A 23,825-nucleotide genomic window follows, 5' to 3' on the forward strand; every position below is an offset into this window, starting at 1 on the left:
ATTTAATTACTCTGTAATCTGTGCACTCTGTAACTTATAATACTCACCCTGCTTTGCCATAAGCTCCTGGTGAGTTCCAAGCTCCACAATTCCATGGTCATTTACTACAGCAATCTTGTCGGCATTCTTAATTGTAGAAAGGCGGTGTGCAATGACAAGAGTAGTTCGTCCTTTCGAAAGCGCATCAAAAGAATGCTGAATCTTAATTTCTGTTGCAGTATCCAGAGCAGAAGTTGCTTCATCAAGAATCAGAATCGGTGGATTTTTTAAGAAACAGCGTGCAATGGACACTCTCTGTTTCTGACCACCGCTGAGTTTTATTCCGCGCTCGCCCACCACAGAATTGTAGCCGTCAGGCATGAGCATAATGTCATCATGGATTTCGGCACGTTTAGCAGCAAGTATAATTTCTTCATCTGTAGCATCCGGCTTTCCATAAGCAATATTTTCCCGGATTGTTCCGGCAAACAAAAATACATCCTGCTGAACAATTCCAATCTGACTGCGAAGCGAATGCTTTTTTATCTTTTGAATATCAATTCCATCAAGGCTGATTGAACCGCCTGTAATTTCATAAAAACGTGGAATCAAATTACAAATTGTTGATTTTCCACCGCCACTGGCCCCGACTAGAGCAAACTTTTCCCCTGAATGAATATCAAGATTTATATTTTTCAAAACAGGAAAATCAGGAGTATAAGAAAAATCAACATTCTTAAAACTGATATTACCTCGAGCAGAAAGAATCTCTACAGCATCCGGACTATCCGCAGGCTCAGGCTCAGTTCTCATGATTTCTATAAATCTATTGAAACCAGCCATGCCTGTTGCAAACTGTTCAACAAAATTGTTCAATTTTTTAATAGGTCCAACAAAGCTTGCAATAAACAAGTTTGCCGCAACTAAGTCTGGCAGAGTCATTTTACCCTTCATAATAAAGTATCCACCAACAGCCAGTGTAAGAAGAGAAAGTAAATTATTACAAAATTCAACATTTGAAAAGAAGCTTGCCATATAGCGGAAGCGGCTCTGCTTTGCAGCACTGTACTGTTGATTATAAAGAGCAAAACGTTTACGCTCATAATCTTCGTTAGTAAAACCCTTTGTTACACGAATACCTGAGATACTGGATTCAAGACCGGCATTTACTTCAGCAGTTGTTTCTTTTACCTTTGCAGATGCTTTAGAAAGATTACGTCGGGAAGTGAAAACAATAAAGAAGATTGCAGGCAGCATGATGAAAACAATAATTGCAAGCTCCCAACGAATTGTCAGAAGAAGAATAAAAGAACCAATGAGATTCAGCATGGCAATTGAAAAATCTTCAGGTCCATGATGGGCAAGCTCTGTAATTTCAAATAAGTCAGTAGTTGCCCGAGACATGATTTTCCCCGTGCGGTTTGTGTCATAAAAGCTGAAAGGCAATTCTTCCAGATGATCAAAAACATCCCGTCTCATATCCTGTTCAACGCGGTTTCCAAAAACATGTCCCCAGTAGGCGACAAACCAGTTACACATTTTATGAATACAAAAGCCTACGAGCAGAATCCCAACAAGCGTCAAAAAAGTTTTTAACTGATGATTTGGAATGAGTGTATTGAGTGCATATCGTGAAAACATAGGAAAAGCAACATCAATAGCGGCCATAAAAAAAGCACAGAGCATATCTGCAATAAAAAGCCCGATGTGCGGTTTGTAATAAGAGAAAAATATCTTAAGCGGTTTTTTAGAAAAGTCCATTATTACAATAATAACAGAAGGAATCTAAGTATTGCAACTTACCAGAACAGCACCTATAATACCTTATGTTCGATTATCTTTTCTTTGACCTCGACGGCACATTAACAGACCCGGCCCTGGGAATCACCAATTCTTTTATTCACGCACTAAAATATTTTGGAATAGAAATCCCATCCTACGAAAAGCTTTGCTCATTTATCGGACCGCCATTACCTGATACTTTTAAAACCCAGTTTGGCTTTGATGACCAGAAAGCTGCAGAAGGTGTAAAAAAATACAGAGAATATTTTGCAACAAAAGGCCTGCTAGAAAATTCAGTTTACCCTGGAATCCCGGAGCTTCTTGCCGGGCTTAAACAGGCAGGTAAAAAGTTAGTCGTGGCTACTTCAAAGCCGGAAGAATATTCTGTCCGCATTATAGAACACTTTGGCCTGGCACAATATTTCGAAAATGTCTGTGGCAGCCTTATGGACGAAAGCCGCAGCAAAAAAGACGAAGTTATCGCTTACGCCATAGAACGCAATCATATATCAGACAAATCAAAAATCCTCATGATTGGCGACCGCAAACACGACATTCTGGGCGCAAAAAAAATCGGCCTCAAATCCTGCGGAGTTCTCTTTGGCTATGGAAGCCGAGAAGAACTCGAAGAAGCCGGAGCCGACTTTATTGCAGAAAATGTTTCACGATTAGACAAAATCTGCAGACAATAAATTTTTCTAAGACTAATTACTGGAAATCAATTTAACAAATTTTAACTAACGTTAGTAAGTTTACAAGCTTTTAATTTAACTGTATTCTTTTATTAAATAATGAAAAAATTCTTTAAAAACTACCGAATGTTAGTTATAATTTTAGTCATCACAATCCTTATTATACTAACAATTGTAAGGAATCAAAAAATGAAAAACAATTCCATAAAATCTGCCGAATCGAATCCTATCACAATGAAGAAATCCTCCTCCTACATCATCCCAGCAGACTTTCCGGATCCCGATATTATCCGTGTAAATGACACCTACTATATGGTCAGCACCACAATGCACTTTATGCCAGGCTGCGTTATCCTACGCTCTCACAATCTTGTAGACTGGGAACATGCAGCTTACGTTTACGATGAACTTGAAGCCACAGAAAAAGAGACTCTGGCAGACAATAAAGGTGCATATGGTAAAGGCATGTGGGCTGCCTGTATTCGTCATCACAATGGCAAATTCTATATCTCTTTTGTTGCGAATGACACAGGAAAGACCTATTTGTTTACATCTGAAAAAATCGAAGGTCCATGGCAGCGTTCAGAAATAAAAGGCTTTTATCATGATATGTCGCTACTTTTTGATGATGATGGCCGTGTTTACTGTGTGAGCGGAAATATGAATATAACTCTTACAGAAATGGAGGCAGATCTGTCTGGACCCAAAGCTGGAGGAATTAATAAAGTAATAATCCACGATAATCCACAAAATGTAATTTTAGGCTACGAAGGATGCCATATTTATAAGATTAACGGAAAATACTACATCTTCTTTATTCATATGCCAAAAGGAAAGATGCGTACGGAAGCCTGCTATGTTTCTGATAGAATTGATGGACCTTACACTGGAAAAGATGTTTTATGTTCAGATTTAGCCGGATGGAATAGCGGAACTGCCCAAGGCGGAATTGTTCAGGCTCCGAACGGAAACTGGTATTCAATCGTCTTCCAGGACCATGGAGCGCTGGGAAGAATACCGGTTTTAGTTCCTGTAAAGTTTGTAGATGACTTCCCTGTATTCGGAGCTGCAGGTTTTGCGCCAAGAGAAGTAAACGTTCCGGATCTGCGCCCGGATTATCAGTATAAGCCGCTTTACAGTAATGACTTTACAAATCCGGCCTGGCAGTGGAATCATATTCCGGATAAGAAACTGATTTCCCTGACTTCTGATACTTTCACCGTAAAAACCGCAAAAACCTGTAAAAACGTAGTTCAGGCCGCAAACACTCTTACACAAAGAACTTTCACAGAACATTGTGCAGGATCTGTCGAAATTGACGCATCTACAATAAATGAAGGTGATATTGCTGGCCTTTGTGCACTTGAAGGAGAATACGGATTTATCGGAATCACAAAAAAGAATGGTAAATATAAACTAATTGTCGCAGAACACAAAATTCCATATAGTCCATGGTCTATGGGAGTATTTGATAATGAAGACCCTGTTATTAAAGCAGAAAAGGAGATTTCTTCACCAAAACTCAAATTAAAGGCGACTTTTAATCTGGAACATACAAAAGAGCAAGTTCAGTTTGCTTTTTCTCAAAATCTGGGTGATAATGCTGCTTTCGAAGATTTTGGAGCCCCGGTAAAGCTTAGATATACTCTGGATCAGTTTGTAGGCGTTCGATTTGCCTTATTCTGTTATTCTACAGAAAATGCTGGCGGAGAAGCCACATTTAAGGAGTTTAAGCTTGATTTACTCTAAAGCAAAAACAGAAGACATTGAAAAAGTATTCTCGATATTCTCTGCAGCAATAAAACATATGGAAGAACTGAAAATCCACCAGTGGGACGAGATATATCCTGATTTGCAGATAATTTCAGAAGATATCAGCAAAAACCAGATGTATATTGGTAAAAAGGATGGAAAGCCTGCAGTTTGCTTTGTTTTAAGTGAAGAATTCGATGAAGAATATAAAAATGGTAAATGGCTGTTGCCTGATGCAAAATTCTGCGTAATTCACAGATTATGTGTATCTCCAGACTTTCAGAATCAGGGATTAGCAGCAGAAACCCTTAAATATATTGAAAACCTATGTAAAGACCAGGGATATGACTCCATTCGCCTGGATTGTTTTACTCAGAATCCATATTCTCAGAAATTATATGATAAAGCCGGATATTCCATTACTGGATACGCAGATTGGCGAAAAGGCCGCTTTGAACTCCGGGAAAAGGTATTAAAATAGATTGCCACGTCGCTCCGCTCCCCGCAATGACTATAAATTCTGTCATTGGGAGCAGAAGACAAAGCAATCCATTGCAAATAATTCATTTTCAGATAATTACCTCATTAAATCCCCGTCATTGCAAGCCGAAAGCGAAGCAATCCATATTATTCATATCCAGCTTGGACCTTCAGATCACTTCTCTCCTAAAAATGACATTATAGCCCCAATATAAATATTATTTCTAACTAAAAACAATTGAATCAAATATCAATGCAAAACTTGTCGTGTCTACTTCCAAACAGCCTATATTAACATACAAACGGTCGTAATGTTTTAAAGTTAACGACCAGTTATTAGTTTTTAAAGTTAACAACCGTTTGTCAGTTTAAACTTTGTTTCACGTGGAACAAAACTTTATTATTTCTTATTTACAACTTACAAATAAATCATTCTATTATTCCATCAAATGTTTCACATGAAACATATATAATTAAACTAAAAAATTTTACTATAAAGTTCTTTTAATGAGATTCAATAAAAACAAACATTTGTTCCACGTGAAACAAGATTATTTCTACAAATCAGTCTGAGATTTTTTTTGATGAGACCTTATAAATACACAATTTTTAGTTATCTCATTCTTTATTCAATACTTTACTTTATATTTACTTTTTCACAAAATCTTAAAAAGAATTATGTTTCACATGAAACATTCTAACACACCAAGTATCTCCCTGAAATCAAAACCATTTACAAAAAAACAAATTATAAATAACGTTCCACGTGAAACACGTAATTGTAATTCCCACTCCCCTACCCTACACTATTTGATTTCGTATTTTAATTTTATGTTTCACATGAAACATAGGGAGCGACGGCCGAAGACCGGTAAAATGCTCCAGTGGAGCATTTTAAGCGAATCTCCGAGCAGCTGTGCTGCGAAGGTTTGAAATATATATGCTTCAATGATTTTGATTGTTTCACATGAAACAAATTGAACTGACCAGCATCAATTTTATTAATCCACAACAGTAACAAAGTTATCCACATTAATTATCAAAATTGTGGATAACTTGTAGATTATGTGGATAACTATATTTTGTGTTTCACGTGGAACAAAATAGAATAGATACAAAAAAAAGGGCGACCGATTAATTCGGTCTGCCCTTCTGCCTGATGTATATATGTAATCACCCTAGAACTAAAAACTTTTATTAATAGCTCATACCCTTTCTTTTATTATTAAGCAAAAAAAATATTTTGTCAACAATATTTTATTTTTTTCTAACTAACGATTGTTAGTTGTTTTTACTAACTTTCGTTAGTTATTTATATCTAGTGTCATTCCGAACTTGTTTCGGAATCTAAATACTAAATGTAGATCCGGAACAAGTTCAGGATGACGGATTTTAGTCGGCAAGCACAGCTTGCCTCTGTGACATTCTTTAGTCTTCTTCGTCAGCCTGAACCTTATCAAGTCCAACAATGAAGTCTGGCTCGGTAACACGAACTACGTTTACACCCGAAGCTCCTGTTCCCTGCTCTTTTATGTCTGTTGCCTTAAAGCGCAGTGTCTTTCCCTGGCTTGTCATGCAGACAACTTCATCTTTATCTTTAACGTTGATAGCTCCGATGATTTCACCCTTAGATTCTGTGTTTCCAAAGATTCGCTGTCCGCCTGTTCCACGTCCGTGAACTGAATACAGGTCGAAAGAAATTCTCTTTCCTACACCCTTCTCTGTCAGCAAAATCATGTTTGCATCTTTTTCAACTTTTACGGCTGCAGCAATCTCATCACCTTCAGAAAGCTTCATTCCCTTAATACCGCAGCTTGCACGTCCCATGAGACGAACTGAATCTTCTGTAATGCGGAGTGCCTTTCCACGGCGGGAAATCAACATAACTTCACAGTCACCTGTTGTAGGAATTGCACTAATCAATTTATCGTTATCATTAAGCTTAATTCCGATGATACCGCGGGTCTTTGCATTCTGGAATTCTGTAGAACGAACCTTCTTTACAACACCCTGTGCAGTTGTCATAAAGAGGAACATATCATCTGAGAATTCCTTAAGTGAAACAACTGTTGTAATTTCTTCATCCGGACCAACCTGGAGAAGTCCCTTGATATGAGCTCCACGGGCAGCCTTTTCACTTTCCGGAATCTCATGAATCTTCATCCAGTAAGCACGACCCAAGTTAGTTATGAATAACAAGATTTCCTTTGTAGAACCAATGAAGAGCTGATTTACATAGTCATCATCAAGAAGGTTTGTACCGTTACTTCCGGTTCCTCCCCTACCCTGCTTTTTATACTTATCAGCTGGAACACGCTTGATGTAACCCATGCGGGAAATCATAACAACCATGTCCTCATCTTTAATCATATCTTCAACATTAATCTGTTCAACTTCGCTTGCTACAATTTCTGTACGGCGGTCATCACCATACTTTTCTGCAAGACCGCGGGTCTCATCTTTAATAAGATTAAGAATCTTGTTGTGGTCTGCAAGAAGTCCTTCCAGATAATCAATAAGAGCCTGAAGTTCTTTAATCTCTTTCTGAAGATCTTCAATAAGCAGGTGTGTGAGGCGCTTAAGTTGCATATCAACAATTGCCTGTGCCTGCTCATCATCAAAATTAAAGCGCTTTTCAAGCTTGAGCTTTGCATCCTCAGTATTTTCAGAAGACTTGATAATCTGGATAACTTCATCAATGTTATTGATTGCAGTAATCAGAGCTTCCAAAATGTGCATGCGGTGCTTAGCAACTTTCAAATCATAAATTGTACGTCGGGTAATAACTTCGTCGCGGTGATTTACAAAGTGCTGAATCAACTGCTTCAAAGTCAAAACTTCCGGCTTAAGATAAGTTGCCGGCAAGGTAAGCATGCCCGGCTCATCATAACGAGGAGCAGCCCCCTCTTTTACCTGAGGAACAAGGGCAAGATTTATTACACCAAAATTTGACTGCAAATCTGTCTTTGCGAAAAGCTGATTAAGAACAATCTTTGTGATTGCACCTTTTTTCAAATCAACTACAAGGCGCATACCAGAGCGGTCAGAAGATTCATCGTTAGCATTAACTACACCGTCAATCTGCTTATCGCGGACAAGCTCCTTGATACGACGGATAATGTTAGTTGTATTTACACCGTAAGGAACTTCTGTGAATACGATAGATTCCTTACCGCGTTTATCTGTTTCAATAGTAAACTTAGAACGGATAACGATTTTACCGCGACCTGTTGTGTAAGCTTTTTTAATTCCTGCTGTGCCGTAAATTATACCGCCGGTTGGGAAATCCGGACCTTTGATATAGTGCATCAGTTCTTCAATTGTGATTTCCTGATTATCGATATAAGCACAGATTGCATCGGCTACTTCACGCAGGTTGTGGGTCGGCATGTTTGTTGCCATACCAACGGCAATACCTGTTGTACCGTTACAAAGCAGGAATGGGAACTTTGAAGGAAGAACAGCAGGTTCGTCGCAGGTATCATCAAAGTTTCGGATCATGTCTACAGTATTTTTATTGATGTCGCTGGTCATCTCTTCGGTAATCTTAGACATCTTAGCCTCGGTGTATCGGTAGGCAGCCGGAGGGTCACCGGCGATTGTACCAAAGTTTCCCTGAGGAGTTACTGTTGTATAACGCTGGGCAAAATCCTGTCCAAGACGAACAAGAGCATCGTATACAGAAGCATCTCCATGTGGATGGTAGTGTCCCAAAACTTCACCAACGATGGTAGCACATTTCTTTGTTTTTCCACCGCTTGCAAGATGAAGGGTATCCATGGCGTACATAATACGTCTGTGAACAGGTTTAAGACCATCACGAACATCCGGCAAAGCGCGCTGTACAATTACAGACATTGAGTAGTCAATATAGGCCTGTTTAACCTCATCCTCAATCGGAATTTTAATGAGAGAGCCACCTTCGGCTGTTTTGATTTCTTCCATCGTTTTCTCCAATGAAGTTACTTAAATAATTGTACTATTATAGCATTTTTTGGAGATTTAGTCTTTAACTTGCAAAACTAATGACTGTTAGTCTTGTTATTATTGACAAATCATATGTTTGATTTCAGAATTAACACCAATAGGAGATTCTTATATGAAGAAATTAGTTATTTCAGTTTGTATTGCAGCTATGATTACTGTTTTAAGTGTATCTTGTACTGCAGCAAAATCAGTAAAAAAGTATTCCGAATCTAAAAATGATTTGTCGCTCTGGACCGACACAGCTCGTGCTAAAAAGGCTCTGATTAATTACATGAAAACAATTACAGATCCTTCTTCTCCAGATTTTATTCCGGTAGAAAACCGTATTGCAATTTTTGACTTAGATGGAACATTGATTCTTGAAACTGCTCCAACATATTTTGACTGGAAGATGTTTGAACACCGTGTTTTGGATGACCCTGATTACAAAGCTACTGAAGAACAGCTTGCAGCAGCACATGCATCTCGTGATGAACATAAATTCCCAGGCCTTAGTGCAAGCCGTGAACGAATGGTTTCTGAAGCATATGCCGGTATGACTATTGATGAATTCTATGCCTATGTTCGTGATTACATGGATGGTGAGCAGGAAGGCTTTACAGGAATGAAGCGCGGAGAAACTTTTTATAAACCTATGGTTCAGGTTGTAGAGTTTTTGATTTCTAATGATTTTACCGTTTATATTTCCAGTGGAACTGATCGTCTCACAGTTCGTCCTCTTGTACAGGCAAATCTTAATATACCGTTCAGCCAGATTATTGGTTCGGACAGTACTATCATTGCAAATACTCAAGGAGACCTGGATGGACTTTCATATACATTAAATGGTGATGAAGAAATTATTCTTGGCGGTGTAAATCTGATTAAGAATCTTCAGATGAATAAAGTAACTTCTATGATTCGTGAAATCGGAGTAAAACCTGTTCTTGCCTTTGGAAATAGCGGAACTGATGCAAGTATGATTAATTATTCAATCAAGGGAAATAAATACAAAGCTCTTGGATTTATGCTGATGTGCGATGACCTTGACCGTGAATACGGCAATATTGAAAAGGCTGAAAAAATGCGCTTTGCTTCTGAAAAAAACGGCTGGATTCCAGTTTCAATGCGTGATGACTGGAAAACAATTTACGGCTACAATGTAAAGAAAAATTAAATTTCCTTTGTGGTGATTTTCAAATCTGCAGGTTGATTAATAACTGCGATTTGAAAATCATCTTCATAAATAATCTGACCGGGTAGAGTAGAGCATTCTGATTTAAAAAGCTTTACTCCATACGTGAAACACATATCTCTGTAAAATCCTAATTGATTCCAGATATATTTTCCATCTTCTGTTTCTTTAAACCATGTGATTGCATGATCCGGATTTCCATCTTTGTAAAATGGTGGCACAGGCAGAACTTCTTCAAAATATTCACGCTGCTTCCAGTATTCTGCTGTTTCTTCTTCTGAGAGAGTTTTGGTATCTACAAGTTTACCAACTGTCGTGAAAATGCCTCTAGGTTGTTGAGTGAGATATGCAATGTCTGAAGTGTGTACACGGAAGTATTTCATATTATTCCTCTCTGTCATTGCGAGCGCAGCGAAGCAATCTATTTATTATGGATTGCTTCGTCGCTGCGCTCCTCGCAATGACGCAAAAGTATTTTATGATATGTCTTAGCTTTAAAAGTTTCACTTCCGTCTAGTTTTGAATATTCTGTGTCTTCATAAAAGGTCATTCCTAACTTTTCCATGACACGGCGTGAACCGTAATTATCTACGCAGAATTCTCCGTCGATAGTTTTTGCATCAAATGTTTTATGAACATAGTCAATGATTTTTGACATGGCTTCAACAGCCAGACCTTTTTTCCAGTAATCGCAGGCAAGGTTATATCCTATGCGCCAGGTGTCTATATCTTCATGATAATACATTCCACCACTACCGATGAGTTCGCCTGTTTCTTTATATACAAATCCGTAATCAATATTTTTTTCATTTGTGTAAAGATTTTCCAGCCACTCTCGACCATCTTCTGGAGATTTATATAAAGGATAAATCATATATTTATTTACACGAGGATCGCCTGTCCATTTGAAAACTGCCTGCAGGTCATCAATTGTGAGCGGTCGTAAAATAAGTCTTTCTGTTTCTAAAACTGGTGGGAAAAATTTTTTCATAGTAAACTTCCTTATTCAGAAAGTTTATTTGATTTTGAATTAATAAACAATAAAGATATTCTTTAAAGAGAAAAAAGCACTGCCAGGTGACAGTGCTCTTTATTAGATGCTGAAACAAGTTCAGCATGACAATAATAGTTTAGATATCCAGATTTGCGTAGCTGGAATTTTCTTCGATAAACTTGCGGCGAGGTTCTACTTCTTCACCCATACATACAGAGAAAATCTTGTCGGCTGCCATTGCATCCGGAATTGTTACCACACGCATCTTGCGGTGAGCCGGGTCCATTGTTGTTTCCCAGAGCTGTTTACCGTCCATTTCACCAAGACCCTTGTAGCGCTGAACATCAGCTTTATCTCGCTGGTCTCCAAGAGCTTCCAGGGCTGCATCACGTTCTGCATCACTGTAACAATATACAGGTTCTTTCTTTCCAAGCTGTACACGGAAGAGCGGAGGCATAGCAAGATAAACATAACCCTTTTCAATAATCTGTGGCATGTAGCGGAAGAAGAAAGTCAAAAGCAGAGTACGAATATGAGAACCATCAACATCGGCATCGGCCATGATGATGATTTTATGATAGCGGAGTTTGTCGATGTTGAAGTCTTTTCCAAAGCCGGCACCAAGTGAAGCAATTACAGGTTCAAGCTTATCGTTGTTCATTACCTTTTCAGGACGAACTTTTTCTACGTTGAGCATCTTTCCCCAGAGAGGAAGAATTGCCTGAGTCTTAGGGTCGCGGCCTTTCTTTGCAGAACCACCCGCAGAATCTCCCTCGACTATGTATACTTCACAGAGCTCAGGATTTTTCATTGAACAGTCAGACAATTTTTCTGGAAGACCAAATCCGTCGCTCATTGTCTTTTTGCGCATATTGTCTTTTGCCTTGCGGGCAGCAATACGAGCCTTGGCTTCATCAATTGCCTTTTTAAGAATTGCTTCAAGTGTGGCAGGATTCTGCTCAAAATAAACTGTGAGCTTTTCTTTAACAATCTGATCTACAATTGTGCGGACTTCTGTATTTCCAAGTTTTTCCTTTGTCTGTCCTTCGAACTCAGGCTCAGGAACTTTCATGGAAATTACAGCTGTAAGTCCGCTGCTTAAATCTTCATAAGTAAGCTTTTCATCTTTATCAAGATTTTTCTTAAGCTTTTCGTTGTTCTCAAAGAACTTGTTCAAAACAAATCTAACTGCCGATCGGAAGCCTTCGAGGTGAGTACCACCATCTCTTGTATTGATGTCGTTTACAAAGGTGTGAACGTTTTCTGAGAAAGAAGAATTGTAGTGCATAGAAATTTCTGTAACTACATCATCACGTTCTTCGTTGATATAAATTGGTTCAGCAGGTACAACTGCTTTTCCTTCATCAAGCTCTTTAACAAACTCGTTGATACCGCCTTCGAATTTCAGAACTTCTTCTTTTGGATTTTCAAGACGTTCATCGCGGAAAACAATTACAACACCGCTATTTAAGAAAGCAAGCTCACGAAGACGATCGCGCAGTACATCAAAATCATAAGTTGTTGTTTCTGTAAAAATTGTTTTATCAGCCTTCCAGCGTATTGTTGTTCCGTGTTCATCTGCACCACAATCACCGATAATATCAACTTTTGTTTTTGGAACACCACGTTCGTATTTCTGCTGATAAATGTGGCCGTCTCTTTTAACAGTTGCTTCGAGCCAGTCTGACAAAGCGTTAACGCAGGATACACCAACACCATGTAAACCACCTGAAACTTTATATGAACCCTTATCAAATTTACCGCCGGCATGGAGACGAGTCAAAACCAATTCGAGTGCACTTATTTTTTCAGTAGGGTGGATATCAACTGGAATACCGCGTCCGTTATCTACAACGCGTACAATGTCATCACGTTCAAGTGCAACTGTAATTGTATCACAGAAGCCTGCCATTGCTTCATCGATTGAGTTATCAACTGTTTCATAAACAAGGTGATGAAGTCCACGTGGACCTGTTGAACCAATATACATACCAGGTCGTTTACGAACTGCTTCGAGTCCTTTCAAAACCTGGATATTACTTGCACCGTAATCTGCTGACATCGTTTTTTCCTTAATATTGAAATGAATATATTATTTTAACTGAAAAAAACATTAATTTCAATTATTCCGTAAACTAACGAATATTAGGCTGCAAATACTCTTGAATTTTGACTTTATCTCTAGGATAATGAAATTATGTCAGAAAGAATTTATGAAGAGGCCTGGGAGTACACAATGAAGGTACTCCATGATTTATATAAATCTCAAAATAATGAAGATGAATTCAAACTCTGGTTCAATATGAACTATGTTGAGGACACAATTGATACTATTACTGTCTCTGTAGCATCTTCATTTTTAAAATTGAAAATGGAACAGAAGGGTAATTTTGATATTGTTCTTAAGAAGCTTAAAGAAATTACCGGCCAGAATGATATTAAATTAAACTGTATTGTTGTAAAGGAAGAAAATTCAGATACAAAAAAATCAGAAAAACCTGAATCAAAAAAAGATTCTGCTGCAACTTCTTCATCTGAAAAAGCAGCAAAAAAATCTTCAGATTCTGATTCATCAGCAGGTGCTTCTAGTACAAATGAATCAAAAAAATTAAGTTTTAAAAAACATCCTCTTCTTCAGGAAGAATATACCTTTGATACTTTTATTCCAGGAGATAACAGCAACTTTGCTTATAATGCTTCTATCGCTGTTGCTAAAAAGCCTGGTAAACAATATAACCCGATTTTGCTTTATGGTGGTTCAGGGTTAGGCAAGACTCACTTAATGCAGGCTATTGGAAATTATATTTACAATAATGGCGGAGAAAAATTAAAAATCTGTTACGTTTCTGCAGAAACTTTTACTAACGAATTTACTGTTTCAATTAAGGAAGGCAAGACTAACGCCTTCAAAAATAAATACAGAAATCTAGATGTACTTCTTCTTGATGATATTCACTTTTTGCAAAACAAGGAACAGACCCAGGAAGAGTTATTCTATACTTTCAATGCACTTCACGAAAAGAAAGCTCAGATGGTATTTACCTGTGACCGCCCTATAAAAGAAATTAAAAATATGGCACAGCGTTTAGTAAGCCGTCTCGCAAATGGACTTTGTATTGATCTTCAGCCACCAAGTTATGAAACTCGTGTTGCAATCCTTCAGAAAAAAATTGACCTGATGGGAAAAAATCTTTCACAGGATATCATTGAATACATTGCAAAAAATATTGAAACTAACGTTCGTGATCTTGAAGCAGCTTTAAATAAAGTTTTTGGTTATGCAGATTTAGTTGGAAAAACTCCTGACCTTGAAATTACAAAGCATCTCTTAAAAGATGTTATGGATTCTGGAAGCCTTGAATCAGTTTCAATTGATGTAATCCAAAAAGTAATTGCAGATAATTTTCAGATTTCTGTTGCAGATCTCAAAGGTAAAAAAAGAGATAAAAAATTTGTTGTCCCAAGACAGATAGCAATTTATATTGCACGTGAACTTACAGAGATGGCTTACACAGATATTGGAAATGAATTCGGTGGTAAGGATCATTCAACTATTATGAGTTCATATAATAAAATTGCTGAACAGATTAAAATTGATTCAACACTTGAATCTAAAATCCAGTTGTATATCAGAGAGATTAAGGAATATAAAAAAGTGTAGAAAATGTAGATTTAAAGTGGATAAATAGGCAAAAAAGGATTAAAATGTGGATATGTGGAAAAAAAGTTAATTTAAACACTGGTTTTATTAACAATTTAAATCCTTATAATATAAAGAGATAAATAACTTTTCCACCTGATAAACAGTACATACTATTACTACTACTAAAATTTATAAAATATAATATTAATATATAAGGTTAATAAGGAGTATAAAAAATGAAATTCACTTTTGATAGAGATGCAATGATTAAAGAAATTTCAATTGCACAGGAAATTATTACAAATAAAAGTCCAGTTTCCATTCTTTCAAATATTTTAATTATAGCTGAAAATAATTCACTTACTATTAAAGCTACAGATTCAACAGTTAAGTTTTCAACTGTTATTCCGGTTGATATTCAGGAAGAAGGAAGAACAACAATTTTCTGTGATAAGTTTATGAGCATTCTTTCTTCACTGCCTTCTGGAGAAATTGAATTCATTCAGGAAGATATTGGAGTAACAATTAAACCTATTGCAAAGAAAGTTAAGTTCCAGCTTAAGAGTCAGGCAAGTGATAAGTTCCCTGAATCTGGTACAAGCGACAATGTTCCATTCTTTGAGCTTCCTTCAAAAGACTTTAAGGAAATGATTCGCGAAACTATTTTTGCAGTATCTGATGACCGTAACCGTTACTTCATGACAGGTGTTTACTTCATCAAAAATGGTGACACACTTACAATGGTTGCAACAGATGGACGCCGTCTTTCTTGTGATAATAAAACAGGTTTCTCTGTTCCTGATTTTCAGCCTGCAATCATTCCAACAAAAATTCTTGGTTGTATTCTTAAGAATGCTCCTGATGAAGGAAACATTCAGATTGCAGTTGTTGATAAATCAATCTTTGTAAAATTTGGAAATGTAGAATTTTCTTCAGTTCTTATTGAAGGTCAGTTCCCTAACTACCAGAAGGTAATTCCAGAAAATCTTACAATGTCATTCATGGTAAACAAGGCTGATCTTGATGCAGCTCTTAAACGTACAACAATCATGGTTGATAAAAAAGTAAGCCGAATTATTTTCAAGATTACTTCTGGTGTTCTTAAATTGATTTCTCCAGAATCTGATATTGGTAATGCTGATGAAGAAATTCCTTGCCGTTATGATGGTCAGCCAATTTCTATGGCTTTAAACTTTACTTACATTACTGAACCACTTAAGGTTATTGATTCAGAAAATATTGTTTTTGATTTTAATATTTCTGAAGGTGGAAGTGATGGTGAAGCAAATATTACCAAGGCTGTAATTATGCGTAGCGAAGCTGGCGGTGATTACATCCATGTTATCATGCCAATGAATTACTAATGCCGTTTCTTTATCAAACCTTTTATAATTTCCGAAATCTTAAAAATGATAAAATAGACCTTTCGAACAGAGAGGTCTATTTTGTCGGTGAAAACGGGCAGGGTAAAAGTAATATCCTGGAATCGCTTTATTATGCTTCTTACGGAATTTCATTTAGAACTCATGTCGATGGCCAGATTGTAAAAAAAGGCGAAAAAGATTTCAGTGTGAATTCTATGTTTAAAAAAGGCGAAGATGATATTCAGCGTGTTTCTGTAATCTTTGAAAATAATAAAAAACGAATAGAAAAAAATGGGAAAAAAATTCAGGACAGAAAAGAGCTTATTAATACAATTCCCTGCATTCTTTTTTGTCATGATGATTTAAGATTTGCGACTGGAGAACCAGAAGCCCGCAGATTTTTTATTGACCAGTCACTTACACTTTATGATTCAACTTACATTGATGATCTTAGAAATTATAAAAAAATTTTGAAGAGCAGAAATTTGATTTTAAAAAATCATCAGTATGACATGCTTGATGTTTATGACAGTCAGCTTGCACAGTACGGACTTGTAATTCAGGAAAAACGAAAGAAAGCAATTTTTCTTTTTAATCAGATTTTTGGAAAAGTATTTGAAGAGATTACAGGCATAGAAGGACTTTCAATCAGCTATCATCCATCCTGGAAAGAGCAGGATTTAGACGGCCAGAAAATTTTTCCTGCTTCGCAGGATATTTTAAATTTACTTCTTTCACAAAGGGATAGAGATAAGAACTTAGAAACAAGTTTATCCGGCCCCCACCGCGACCGAATTGATTTTGTAAAAGATCATCATTTATTTATTCCAACTGCATCAACAGGACAATGTCGTCTGGTTTCTCTTTTGTTGCGTGTAGCACAATCAATTTACTATACCCGCGCGACCGGCCTTCGGCCGGTACTTTTGATGGACGATGTTTTGCTGGAACTTGATCCTGATAAAAGAGCAAAATTAACAGCAATGTTACCCGAGTATGATCAACTCTTCTGTACATTTTTACCGGGAGAGCCTTATGAAAGGTATATGCACGACAGCACAAAAGTGTATAAAATAAAAGGCGGTGAATGGTATGAATGAAAGAATAGTTTCCGCTGCAGACATGATGTTACAGGCAGCTAACATAGGAACCTCGGAAGCAAATGAAATCTGCAGTGTCTGGAAAAAAGTTGTTTCCGGAGTTCATTCTTTTAAGCATGAATCAGAAGACAGTGATAAAAGAATGCCTCTTGGTGAAAGACTTGCAGGAAATACACGTGTCATAGATTTGAAAAACGGAGTACTGCTTGTTGAGAGTGATCATCCTGGCTGGATTCAATATTTGCGAATGTATCAGAAATTCATTTTGAAGGGACTTCAAATGAATTTACCTGAATTGAAAATAACAAATCTTGCTTTTAGAGTTGCTGGAGAAAAAGTAAATCTTAGTGAGGCTTATGATCAGCAGGTGAGAAAGTCTCGTAATGAAATGGCTAAAAAAATTGAGGAAGAGGAAAGGCAGCTTAAAAAATATGAAAAAAAACCGGAAAATAAAGGTTCAGAACTGCCTCCTGAGCTTTTAGCAAAATTTGACAGTATTCGACAGAGCATGTTGACCAATTCCGATAATAAATGATATATTTTATTACTATTTTTGAATTCTTTTGAAAATTAAAATTATTGATATAAGGAGTACGTTCTATGAAAAGAACATATCAACCAAGTAAAGTTAAGCGCAACAGAAAATTCGGTTTCAGAGCTCGCATGGCAACAAAGGGCGGACGTAAGGTACTTGCTCGCAGACGTGCTAAGGGACGCGCAAAGCTCTCAGTTTCTGACGAAAAGAAGAAGTACTAATTTTAGGGATGGAAACAGACTTGATAAAAACGGGATTTTTTAAACGTGAAGAGCGGATAAAGAATCCCGCTGATTTTAAAAAGCTGTTTAAAGACGGAAAAAAGATAAGTATTCCGGGCGCTAAACTTTTCTTTCTGGAAAATGGCCTGGGAATGAACCGTGTTGGTTTTCCTTTAATGCGCGGCTACGGTAACGCTGTTGAACGGAACTTATCAAAAAGGTACAGCCGTGAAGTCTATCGATTACTAAAATCACATCTGAACACCGGGTATGACATGTTATTCTTAATATATCCCGGAAATGATTCGTTCCACTCGCGATGTGATCAAATTCGTTTATTGTGTCAAAAGGCAGGATTAATTCAGGAATAAGGCTATGTTGAAAAAACTGGCAGAAGTCTCATTCGCAGCCATTAGAAAATTTTTCACAAAGTTTTTCTGTTTATTAATCCGTGCTTATCAAATTTGTATTTCTCCATTGCACGGGCCTACATGCAGATTTACTCCCACTTGTTCTGCATATGCGCTTGAGGCAATCCAAAAATACGGACCTGGTAAGGGTCTTTTACTTTCAATCAAACGAGTTCTCAAATGCAATCCATTTCACGAAGGCGGTTACGACCCTGTTCCCTAATGAACGGTAGTTTACGGTCTTATATTTAAGGAGTAAAAAAATTGGATAAGAATACGATATGGGCAATTGTCCTTTCAACACTTGTAATAATTGCATCATATCTGATTTTGCCAAAGTTTTTCCCTGGTCTTAATATGATGGGCCTTGGAAACAAGAATGTACAAAATCAGACTGAGCAGACAGAAAGTGCAGAGCCACAGGAGCTTGATCTTTCTGGTATAGAAGAAAATGCAGCAGTATTTGCTGATGCAGATGAATCTGCAGAAGAAGGTGAGGCTGAAGATGAACAGCCTGCACTTACAGAACAGAAATACACAATCAGAACTGATAAAGTTGAAGCTGTATTTACAAACAAAGGTGGAGACATCATCAGTTATAAACTGCTCGACCATAAGGATATGGATACAAATGACTTTGTACAGATATCTGACAATGTAAACAGTAAAAACAGAACCTGTGCTATTGCTTTTGGCGGTGCAGATGCAAAAATTGTTGATGAAATCTTCAATACAGAAACAGACGAAAAATCAATCACATTTACAAAGACAATGAATGTAAGCGGTAAGAAAACAACACTTCGTAAGGTTTATACCTTTATGGAAGGTGAATATGTTTTCAAGCTTGATGTTCTTGTTCATACAGCAGATTCAAATGGCCTTGATATTGGAGGAACAGCTTATACAATCAGAACTTCTCCACAGATTGGTCCACATTATGATCCAAAGAAAAACCGTTATGAACGCCGTGAGTTTATTGCTTACAACGGTCAGAAGTATAAGAAGATTATGCTTAGCAACGGTCAGTTCAAGGAATATGACAAAGATTTTATCTGGAGTGGTATTGCCGGAAAATACTTTGTTGAACTTGTAATTCCTTCTGCACCGGAAAAAATCAATACAGGCTGGTATTCTTCTAATGTAGAAATTAATAATTATGCAAATGCCCAGGCTTTGATTGTCCGCAATGCATTCTCTGGTTCAGATATTTCTGATACATACTATATGTATTTTGGTCCACGTAACGATAAGGATCTTAAGCGTTATAACATTGCAGAAAACAACGGCTGGAATATTGGCGGTAAAAAAGTAACACAGGCTTTACAGACAAGCGGCTGGCTTAACTGGCTCGAGAAAATCTTAAAGTTTGTACTTGAATGGCTCAATAAGCTGATTCATAACTGGGGTGTTTCAATCATCATAATGACAATCATCCTTAAGGTTATTATGTTCCCAATTTCTAAAAAGCAGTCTATGAGCTCTCTTAAGATGCAGGATCTTCAGCCAAAGCTTAAGGCTCTTCAGGACAAATACAAGAATGATCAGCAGAAACTTCAGCAGGAAACTTCAAAGCTTTATCAGCAGGCTGGTTATAACCCTGCAAGCGGATGTCTTCCTATGCTCTTCCAGTTCCTCGTACTCTTTGCAATGTATAACCTCTTTAATAATTACTTTGAGTTCCGTGGAGCTATGTTTATTCCTGGCTGGATTCCAGACCTTTCAACAGGTGATGTTGTAAAAACTTTCAATTTCAACATTCCTTTAATTGGTAACCAGTTAAGACTTTTACCTGTAATCTATGTGGCTACTCAGTTGTTATCTGGTAAGATAACACAGTATGGTCAAACAACAGCACCAGGACAGAGTCAGGCAACAATGAAGTTTATGATGTACGGTATGCCTTTAATGTTCTTCTTTATGTTCTATAATGCACCGGCCGGACTTCTTTTGTACTGGCTTACAAGTAATGTTCTGCAGATTTTCCAGCAGCTTATTATCAATAAGATGATGAAGGAAAAGAGAGCTGAAAAGGAAGGTGGTTTTAAGACTAAAGAGCAGAAGACACTGCCACCAAAAGCTAAAGGAAAGAAAAAGTGATTTCGATACGCCCTTCGGGCTACTCAATCACCGGTGGTTGAGTAGGTGAAACCGTATCGAAACCACATGTAATGATGACTATTATAGGAGATAAATAAAATGACTTACGAGTTTGAGGGAAAAACTGAAAAAGAAGCCATTGAAATGGCTGTAAATGAACTTGGTCTTGAAAGAGATCAGTTTGATGTTGAGATTCTTGAAACACAGAAAAACTCAATTTTTAAAAAAGGATATGTAAAAATCAGAGTTCATACTCTTGATGATAATGAAGGTAATGCAAGCTGGGCAGGATCTGCTTCTGAAGAAAAGCACTCTCGCCTTGTTGCAGATCCACTTCCACAGGGTGAATTTGAACAGAAACTTATTGAATTCATTCAGAATGTAATTGAAAAAATGGGTTACGATGTAAAGGTGGAAGTTTCTTACCGCGAAGAACGCAAGCTTGGAATCCGTCTTGATTCTTCTTACTCTTCAATTCTTATTGGTCGTAAGGGAAAGAATCTTGATGCTCTTCAGCTTCTTGCAAATATCTATGCAGGCCGTCTTGGACACGAAGAAGTTCGCGTAATTCTCGATACAGAAAACTATAGAATCCGTCGCGAGGAAACACTTGTTCGCCTTGCATATACAACTGCAGATAAGGTTCGCCTTTCACATAATTCAATTTTGCTTGAGCCTATGAATCCTTTTGAGCGCCGCCTTATCCATACAACCTTAAATGACATTCCTGATGTTGAAACAAAGAGTGAAGGTGAGGGAGTATTCAAACAGGTTCGTGTTCTTTATAAAGGAATTCGCTAATGACAAACAAACTAACGTTAGTTAGAAAAATAACTTGTGTATTTACTGCCGGTGTTTTGCTTGGCGGCTCTTGCTTTGCCAGGGAAAACACTAAGGTTAAGGAAATTGTAGAGCCTAAGTATTATGACGAGCTTGTAAAAAACGGACAGGTAGTAAAATACGGCGAAAATCCTTCTGAAGGATTTATGCTGATACCTGATTCTGAATTTAGTGACAAGCTTGCAGAAACACTTATTCAAAAGAATCCGAAAAATTTTCCTTACACATTTGAAGGACTTTATCTTATTGATAAGAAAGAGATTCTGAGAGAAAGTAATTCATCAAAGACAGAGATAACTATTTCTGACGTTGCACATGTTGTACGCTCTATTTCTAAAATGCAGGGAATGAAATATTATTCCACTACAAAAAAGAAAGAGTGTGTTTTATACAAAAAAACATACATGATTGCAGGACCAGAGGATAAGACAAGGATAGAAGATCAGAATACAGGAAATGCTGATGGTCAGATATCTTACTGTTTACAGGATGATAACAGTTTTGGTGTTAATACTTATAGACTTTCTTATCGTCAGAATGAAGATACACTCTGGTGTAATCATTACATCATGGACAAAATGGGAGTTGGACCATTTAAAGCAATTTACAAGGGTAAGATGATAATAAATATTCTTGTAGTTGATTGTGGTCAGGATATATTGCTTTATCTGAATACAGATGTAGACAGTATAAAATTTCCAGGAATTAAAGGCCAGATTGCAGATTCTATGTTCGCAAGAATGAATGCAGTTCAGGTCTGGTTTAAAACTCAATTCTAAGAGGTAATAAAATGAAACTTAAAAAAACTATAATTGCAGGACTTTTGGCAATGACTGCATTAGCATCTTGTAGTGCCAAAGGTTCTAAGGAGACAAATGTGGAAGCATTGAAAGGAAAAGAAGGTGTATTTGCCGTACTTGAAACAGAAAAGGGAACAATCGTTCTTAATCTTTTTTATAAAGAAACACCAATGACAGTTGCAAACTTTGTTGGTCTTGCAGAGGGAACTCTGGATGCAGCAAAGGGAAAACCATTTTATGACGGATTGAAATTTCACCGTGTAATTTCTGATTTTATGATTCAGGGTGGTGACCCACAGGGTAATGGAACTGGTGGTCCTGGATACAAGTTTGCTGATGAATTTGTTGACGGTTATATTTTTGATAAGCCTGGTAAGCTTGCTATGGCAAACTCTGGTGCTAATACCAACGGAAGTCAGTTCTTTATTACACACGTTCCAACAGACTGGCTTAACTACAAGCACACAATTTTTGGTGAAGTTCTTGAAGGACAGGATGTTGTAAACAAGGTTGCTCAGGGTGATTCAATTAAGTCTTTGACAATTGTACGCCAGGGTAAGGATGCAGAAGCATTTAAGGTAACTCAGAAAAGCTTTGATGAACTTAAGGCAGAAGGCGCTAAAAAGGCCGCTGCATTTAAGGAAGAGCACCAGAAGAAAACAATTGCAAAGGTAATTGAAGGCTGTGAAAAGGCAAGTAATGGTACTTATTATAAGATTCTCAAGCAGGGTTCTGGCCCGGTTTGTGGTAAAGGAAAGAAGGTAACTGTTGAATATAAGGGATATCTTCCAGATGGTCAGATTTTTGATGCATCAAAAGAATTCCATCCTCAGGGTCATGAACCACTTGATTTCACTACTGCTGGAGGACAGATGATTCCAGGTTTTGATGCAATGGTTCAGGAAATGAAATACGGTGAAACACGTAAGATGGTAATTCCACCAGAGCTCGCTTATGGAAGTTATGGTGTTCCACAGGCAGGAATCCCTGGTGATTCTTACATCTGTTTTGATGTTAAGCTCGTAAAATAAGCGGCGAAACGTCGAAAAGACTCTTTGTGGCTTCGTAAATCTTGCGAGCCACAAGAGGGTTATTCATTGTGTAAAGGTGAATACCTGAAACGCCGTGAGTTACCAGGTCAACAATCTGGTCTATGGCGTAGGCAATACCAGCGTCACGGATTGCATCCGGGTGATCTCCGTAGCGTTCCATCATATCTGTAAATTTTTTCGGAAGCACGGCGTTTGTCATGCTTACCATTCTTTCAATAGATTTCTTGTTAGTTGCAGGCATGATTCCTGCTTCAACCGGTACATTAATTCCTTTTATCTGACAGCGCTCCAAAAAGCGGTAGAACTGGTCATTATCAAAAAAGAGCTGAGAGAGCAGGTGGCTTGCACCGGCATCAACTTTCTTTTTCAGGTAATCAATATCTTCAAAAACATCTTTAGACTGAGGATGGAGTTCAGGATAGCAGGCACCGAAAATCTTGAATTGCTTGCCGTCTGTACGTTTAGAATCAAAATCTTTAATAAAAGAAATTAAGTCGCTTGCATGAAGAAATTCGTTTGCAGGTTCTTTTCCTTCAACCTTGTCTCCGCGAAGAGCGAGAATATTATCGATTCCAGCCTGCTGAAATTGCTCAAGAACATACTGAGCATCATTTTTAGTCATATTAAGGGCCGGCATGTGAATTACGGATTCAACACCACAGACATCTTTAATATGTTTTGCAATTTCTACTGAATTATTACAGTTTTCGCTTCCACCGGCTCCGAAGGTAACGGAAATAAAATCCGGCTGTAGACCTTTAAGCTCATCGAGTGTAGAAAAAATTGTGTCGATTGGCATGGTCTTTTTTGGAGGGAATACCTCAAAAGAGAAAATTGTTTTTTGTTTGAAAGCTGTTTCGTTTATCATATACGATTGTTATTATATAAAGAAACGATAAAAAAGAGAAGTATAGGTTCAGGGG

The 23,825-nt window shown here is 37.4% G+C and carries 21 protein-coding genes; 15 read left to right on the forward strand and 6 right to left on the reverse strand.

The window, feature by feature from the left end:
- Nucleotides 1-6 precede the first annotated feature (6 nt).
- A complete protein-coding gene (locus tag G626_RS0111090; protein ID WP_022932857.1) occupies nucleotides 7-1,740 on the reverse strand; it encodes an ABC transporter ATP-binding protein in 1,734 nt (577 codons plus the stop codon).
- Nucleotides 1,741-1,805: 65 nt separating this feature from the next.
- Here G626_RS0111090 and G626_RS0111095 point away from each other — a divergent pair, with 65 nt between their 5' ends.
- From G626_RS0111095 to G626_RS0111105, 3 genes are all read left to right on the forward strand, one after another.
- Nucleotides 1,806-2,453, forward strand: a complete 648-nt coding sequence (locus G626_RS0111095; protein ID WP_022932858.1) for an HAD family hydrolase — start codon at nucleotides 1,806-1,808, stop codon at nucleotides 2,451-2,453.
- Nucleotides 2,454-2,642: 189 nt separating this feature from the next.
- Nucleotides 2,643-4,202, forward strand: coding sequence for a glycoside hydrolase family 43 protein (locus tag G626_RS0111100; RefSeq protein WP_022932859.1), 1,560 nt, complete (start codon nucleotides 2,643-2,645; stop codon nucleotides 4,200-4,202).
- A complete protein-coding gene (locus G626_RS0111105) occupies nucleotides 4,189-4,686 on the forward strand; it encodes a GNAT family N-acetyltransferase (RefSeq protein WP_022932860.1) in 498 nt (165 codons plus the stop codon). Before G626_RS0111100 ends, G626_RS0111105 begins: the two co-directional genes overlap by 14 nt.
- Nucleotides 4,687-6,113: 1,427 nt before the next feature.
- Here the strand turns inward: G626_RS0111105 and G626_RS0111110 are convergent.
- A complete protein-coding gene (locus G626_RS0111110; RefSeq protein WP_022932861.1) occupies nucleotides 6,114-8,630 on the reverse strand; it encodes a DNA gyrase subunit A in 2,517 nt (838 codons plus the stop codon).
- Nucleotides 8,631-8,784: 154 nt separating this feature from the next.
- Between G626_RS0111110 and G626_RS16440 the strand changes: the two genes are divergently transcribed.
- Nucleotides 8,785-9,828: an HAD family hydrolase gene (locus G626_RS16440; RefSeq protein ID WP_022932862.1), complete on the forward strand. Its 1,044-nt coding sequence runs from the start codon at nucleotides 8,785-8,787 to the stop codon at nucleotides 9,826-9,828.
- Here the strand turns inward: G626_RS16440 and G626_RS0111120 are convergent.
- The 3 genes from G626_RS0111120 to gyrB all read right to left on the reverse strand — a co-directional run bounded on the left by G626_RS0111120 (nucleotide 9,825) and on the right by gyrB (nucleotide 12,902).
- Entirely contained in the window at nucleotides 9,825-10,229 is a 405-nt protein-coding gene (locus tag G626_RS0111120; protein ID WP_022932863.1) for a hypothetical protein, read from the reverse strand. The genes G626_RS16440 and G626_RS0111120 overlap by 4 nt on opposite strands.
- Before the next feature lie 38 nt (nucleotides 10,230-10,267).
- Nucleotides 10,268-10,837 (reverse strand): GNAT family N-acetyltransferase, encoded by a 570-nt coding sequence (locus G626_RS0111125; RefSeq protein ID WP_022932864.1) that lies wholly within the window; start codon nucleotides 10,835-10,837, stop codon nucleotides 10,268-10,270.
- Nucleotides 10,838-10,976: 139 nt separating this feature from the next.
- Complete coding sequence (gene gyrB, locus G626_RS0111130; RefSeq protein WP_022932865.1) at nucleotides 10,977-12,902, reverse strand: DNA topoisomerase (ATP-hydrolyzing) subunit B; 1,926 nt, start codon at nucleotides 12,900-12,902, stop codon at nucleotides 10,977-10,979.
- 135 nt (nucleotides 12,903-13,037) lie between these two features.
- Here gyrB and dnaA point away from each other — a divergent pair, with 135 nt between their 5' ends.
- The 11 genes from dnaA to G626_RS0111180 all read left to right on the forward strand — a co-directional run bounded on the left by dnaA (nucleotide 13,038) and on the right by G626_RS0111180 (nucleotide 22,881).
- The gene (dnaA, locus tag G626_RS0111135; protein WP_022932866.1) at nucleotides 13,038-14,501 is read left to right on the forward strand and encodes a chromosomal replication initiator protein DnaA; all 1,464 of its coding nucleotides are present in this window, start codon (nucleotides 13,038-13,040) and stop codon (nucleotides 14,499-14,501) included.
- Between the two features lie 218 nt (nucleotides 14,502-14,719).
- Entirely contained in the window at nucleotides 14,720-15,847 is a 1,128-nt protein-coding gene (gene dnaN / locus G626_RS0111140) for a DNA polymerase III subunit beta (RefSeq protein ID WP_022932867.1), read from the forward strand.
- A complete protein-coding gene (recF, locus tag G626_RS0111145) occupies nucleotides 15,847-16,947 on the forward strand; it encodes a DNA replication/repair protein RecF (protein WP_022932868.1) in 1,101 nt (366 codons plus the stop codon). Before dnaN ends, recF begins: the two co-directional genes overlap by 1 nt.
- Nucleotides 16,940-17,482 (forward strand): DciA family protein, encoded by a 543-nt coding sequence (locus G626_RS0111150; protein ID WP_022932869.1) that lies wholly within the window; start codon nucleotides 16,940-16,942, stop codon nucleotides 17,480-17,482. The genes recF and G626_RS0111150 overlap by 8 nt, the downstream gene beginning before the upstream one ends.
- A 65-nt stretch (nucleotides 17,483-17,547) precedes the next feature.
- On the forward strand, nucleotides 17,548-17,703 hold the full coding sequence (gene rpmH, locus G626_RS0111155; RefSeq protein ID WP_022932870.1) for a 50S ribosomal protein L34: 156 nt from the start codon (nucleotides 17,548-17,550) through the stop codon (nucleotides 17,701-17,703).
- An 8-nt stretch (nucleotides 17,704-17,711) separates the two neighbouring features.
- Nucleotides 17,712-18,074: a ribonuclease P protein component gene (gene rnpA / locus G626_RS0111160; protein ID WP_022932871.1), complete on the forward strand. Its 363-nt coding sequence runs from the start codon at nucleotides 17,712-17,714 to the stop codon at nucleotides 18,072-18,074.
- Between the two features lie 40 nt (nucleotides 18,075-18,114).
- Nucleotides 18,115-18,336: a membrane protein insertion efficiency factor YidD gene (gene yidD / locus G626_RS17965; RefSeq protein ID WP_231365116.1), complete on the forward strand. Its 222-nt coding sequence runs from the start codon at nucleotides 18,115-18,117 to the stop codon at nucleotides 18,334-18,336.
- 41 nt (nucleotides 18,337-18,377) lie between these two features.
- Nucleotides 18,378-20,210, forward strand: a complete 1,833-nt coding sequence (yidC, locus tag G626_RS0111165; protein ID WP_022932872.1) for a membrane protein insertase YidC — start codon at nucleotides 18,378-18,380, stop codon at nucleotides 20,208-20,210.
- Nucleotides 20,211-20,309: 99 nt separating this feature from the next.
- The gene (gene jag, locus G626_RS0111170; protein ID WP_022932873.1) at nucleotides 20,310-21,011 is read left to right on the forward strand and encodes an RNA-binding cell elongation regulator Jag/EloR; all 702 of its coding nucleotides are present in this window, start codon (nucleotides 20,310-20,312) and stop codon (nucleotides 21,009-21,011) included.
- Entirely contained in the window at nucleotides 21,011-21,829 is an 819-nt protein-coding gene (locus tag G626_RS0111175; protein WP_022932874.1) for a DUF6675 family protein, read from the forward strand. Before jag ends, G626_RS0111175 begins: the two co-directional genes overlap by 1 nt.
- A gap of 11 nt (nucleotides 21,830-21,840) precedes the next feature.
- The gene (locus G626_RS0111180) at nucleotides 21,841-22,881 is read left to right on the forward strand and encodes a peptidylprolyl isomerase (protein ID WP_022932875.1); all 1,041 of its coding nucleotides are present in this window, start codon (nucleotides 21,841-21,843) and stop codon (nucleotides 22,879-22,881) included.
- Here G626_RS0111180 and metF read toward each other — a convergent pair.
- Entirely contained in the window at nucleotides 22,865-23,770 is a 906-nt protein-coding gene (gene metF / locus G626_RS0111185) for a methylenetetrahydrofolate reductase [NAD(P)H] (protein ID WP_022932876.1), read from the reverse strand. The two genes, G626_RS0111180 and metF, sit on opposite strands and share 17 nt — an antisense overlap.
- Nucleotides 23,771-23,825 lie beyond the last annotated feature (55 nt).

The sequence above is a fragment of the Treponema bryantii NK4A124 genome (assembly GCF_000421345.1).
GTDB classification, from domain to species: Bacteria; Spirochaetota; Spirochaetia; order Treponematales; family Treponemataceae; genus Treponema_D; species Treponema_D bryantii_B.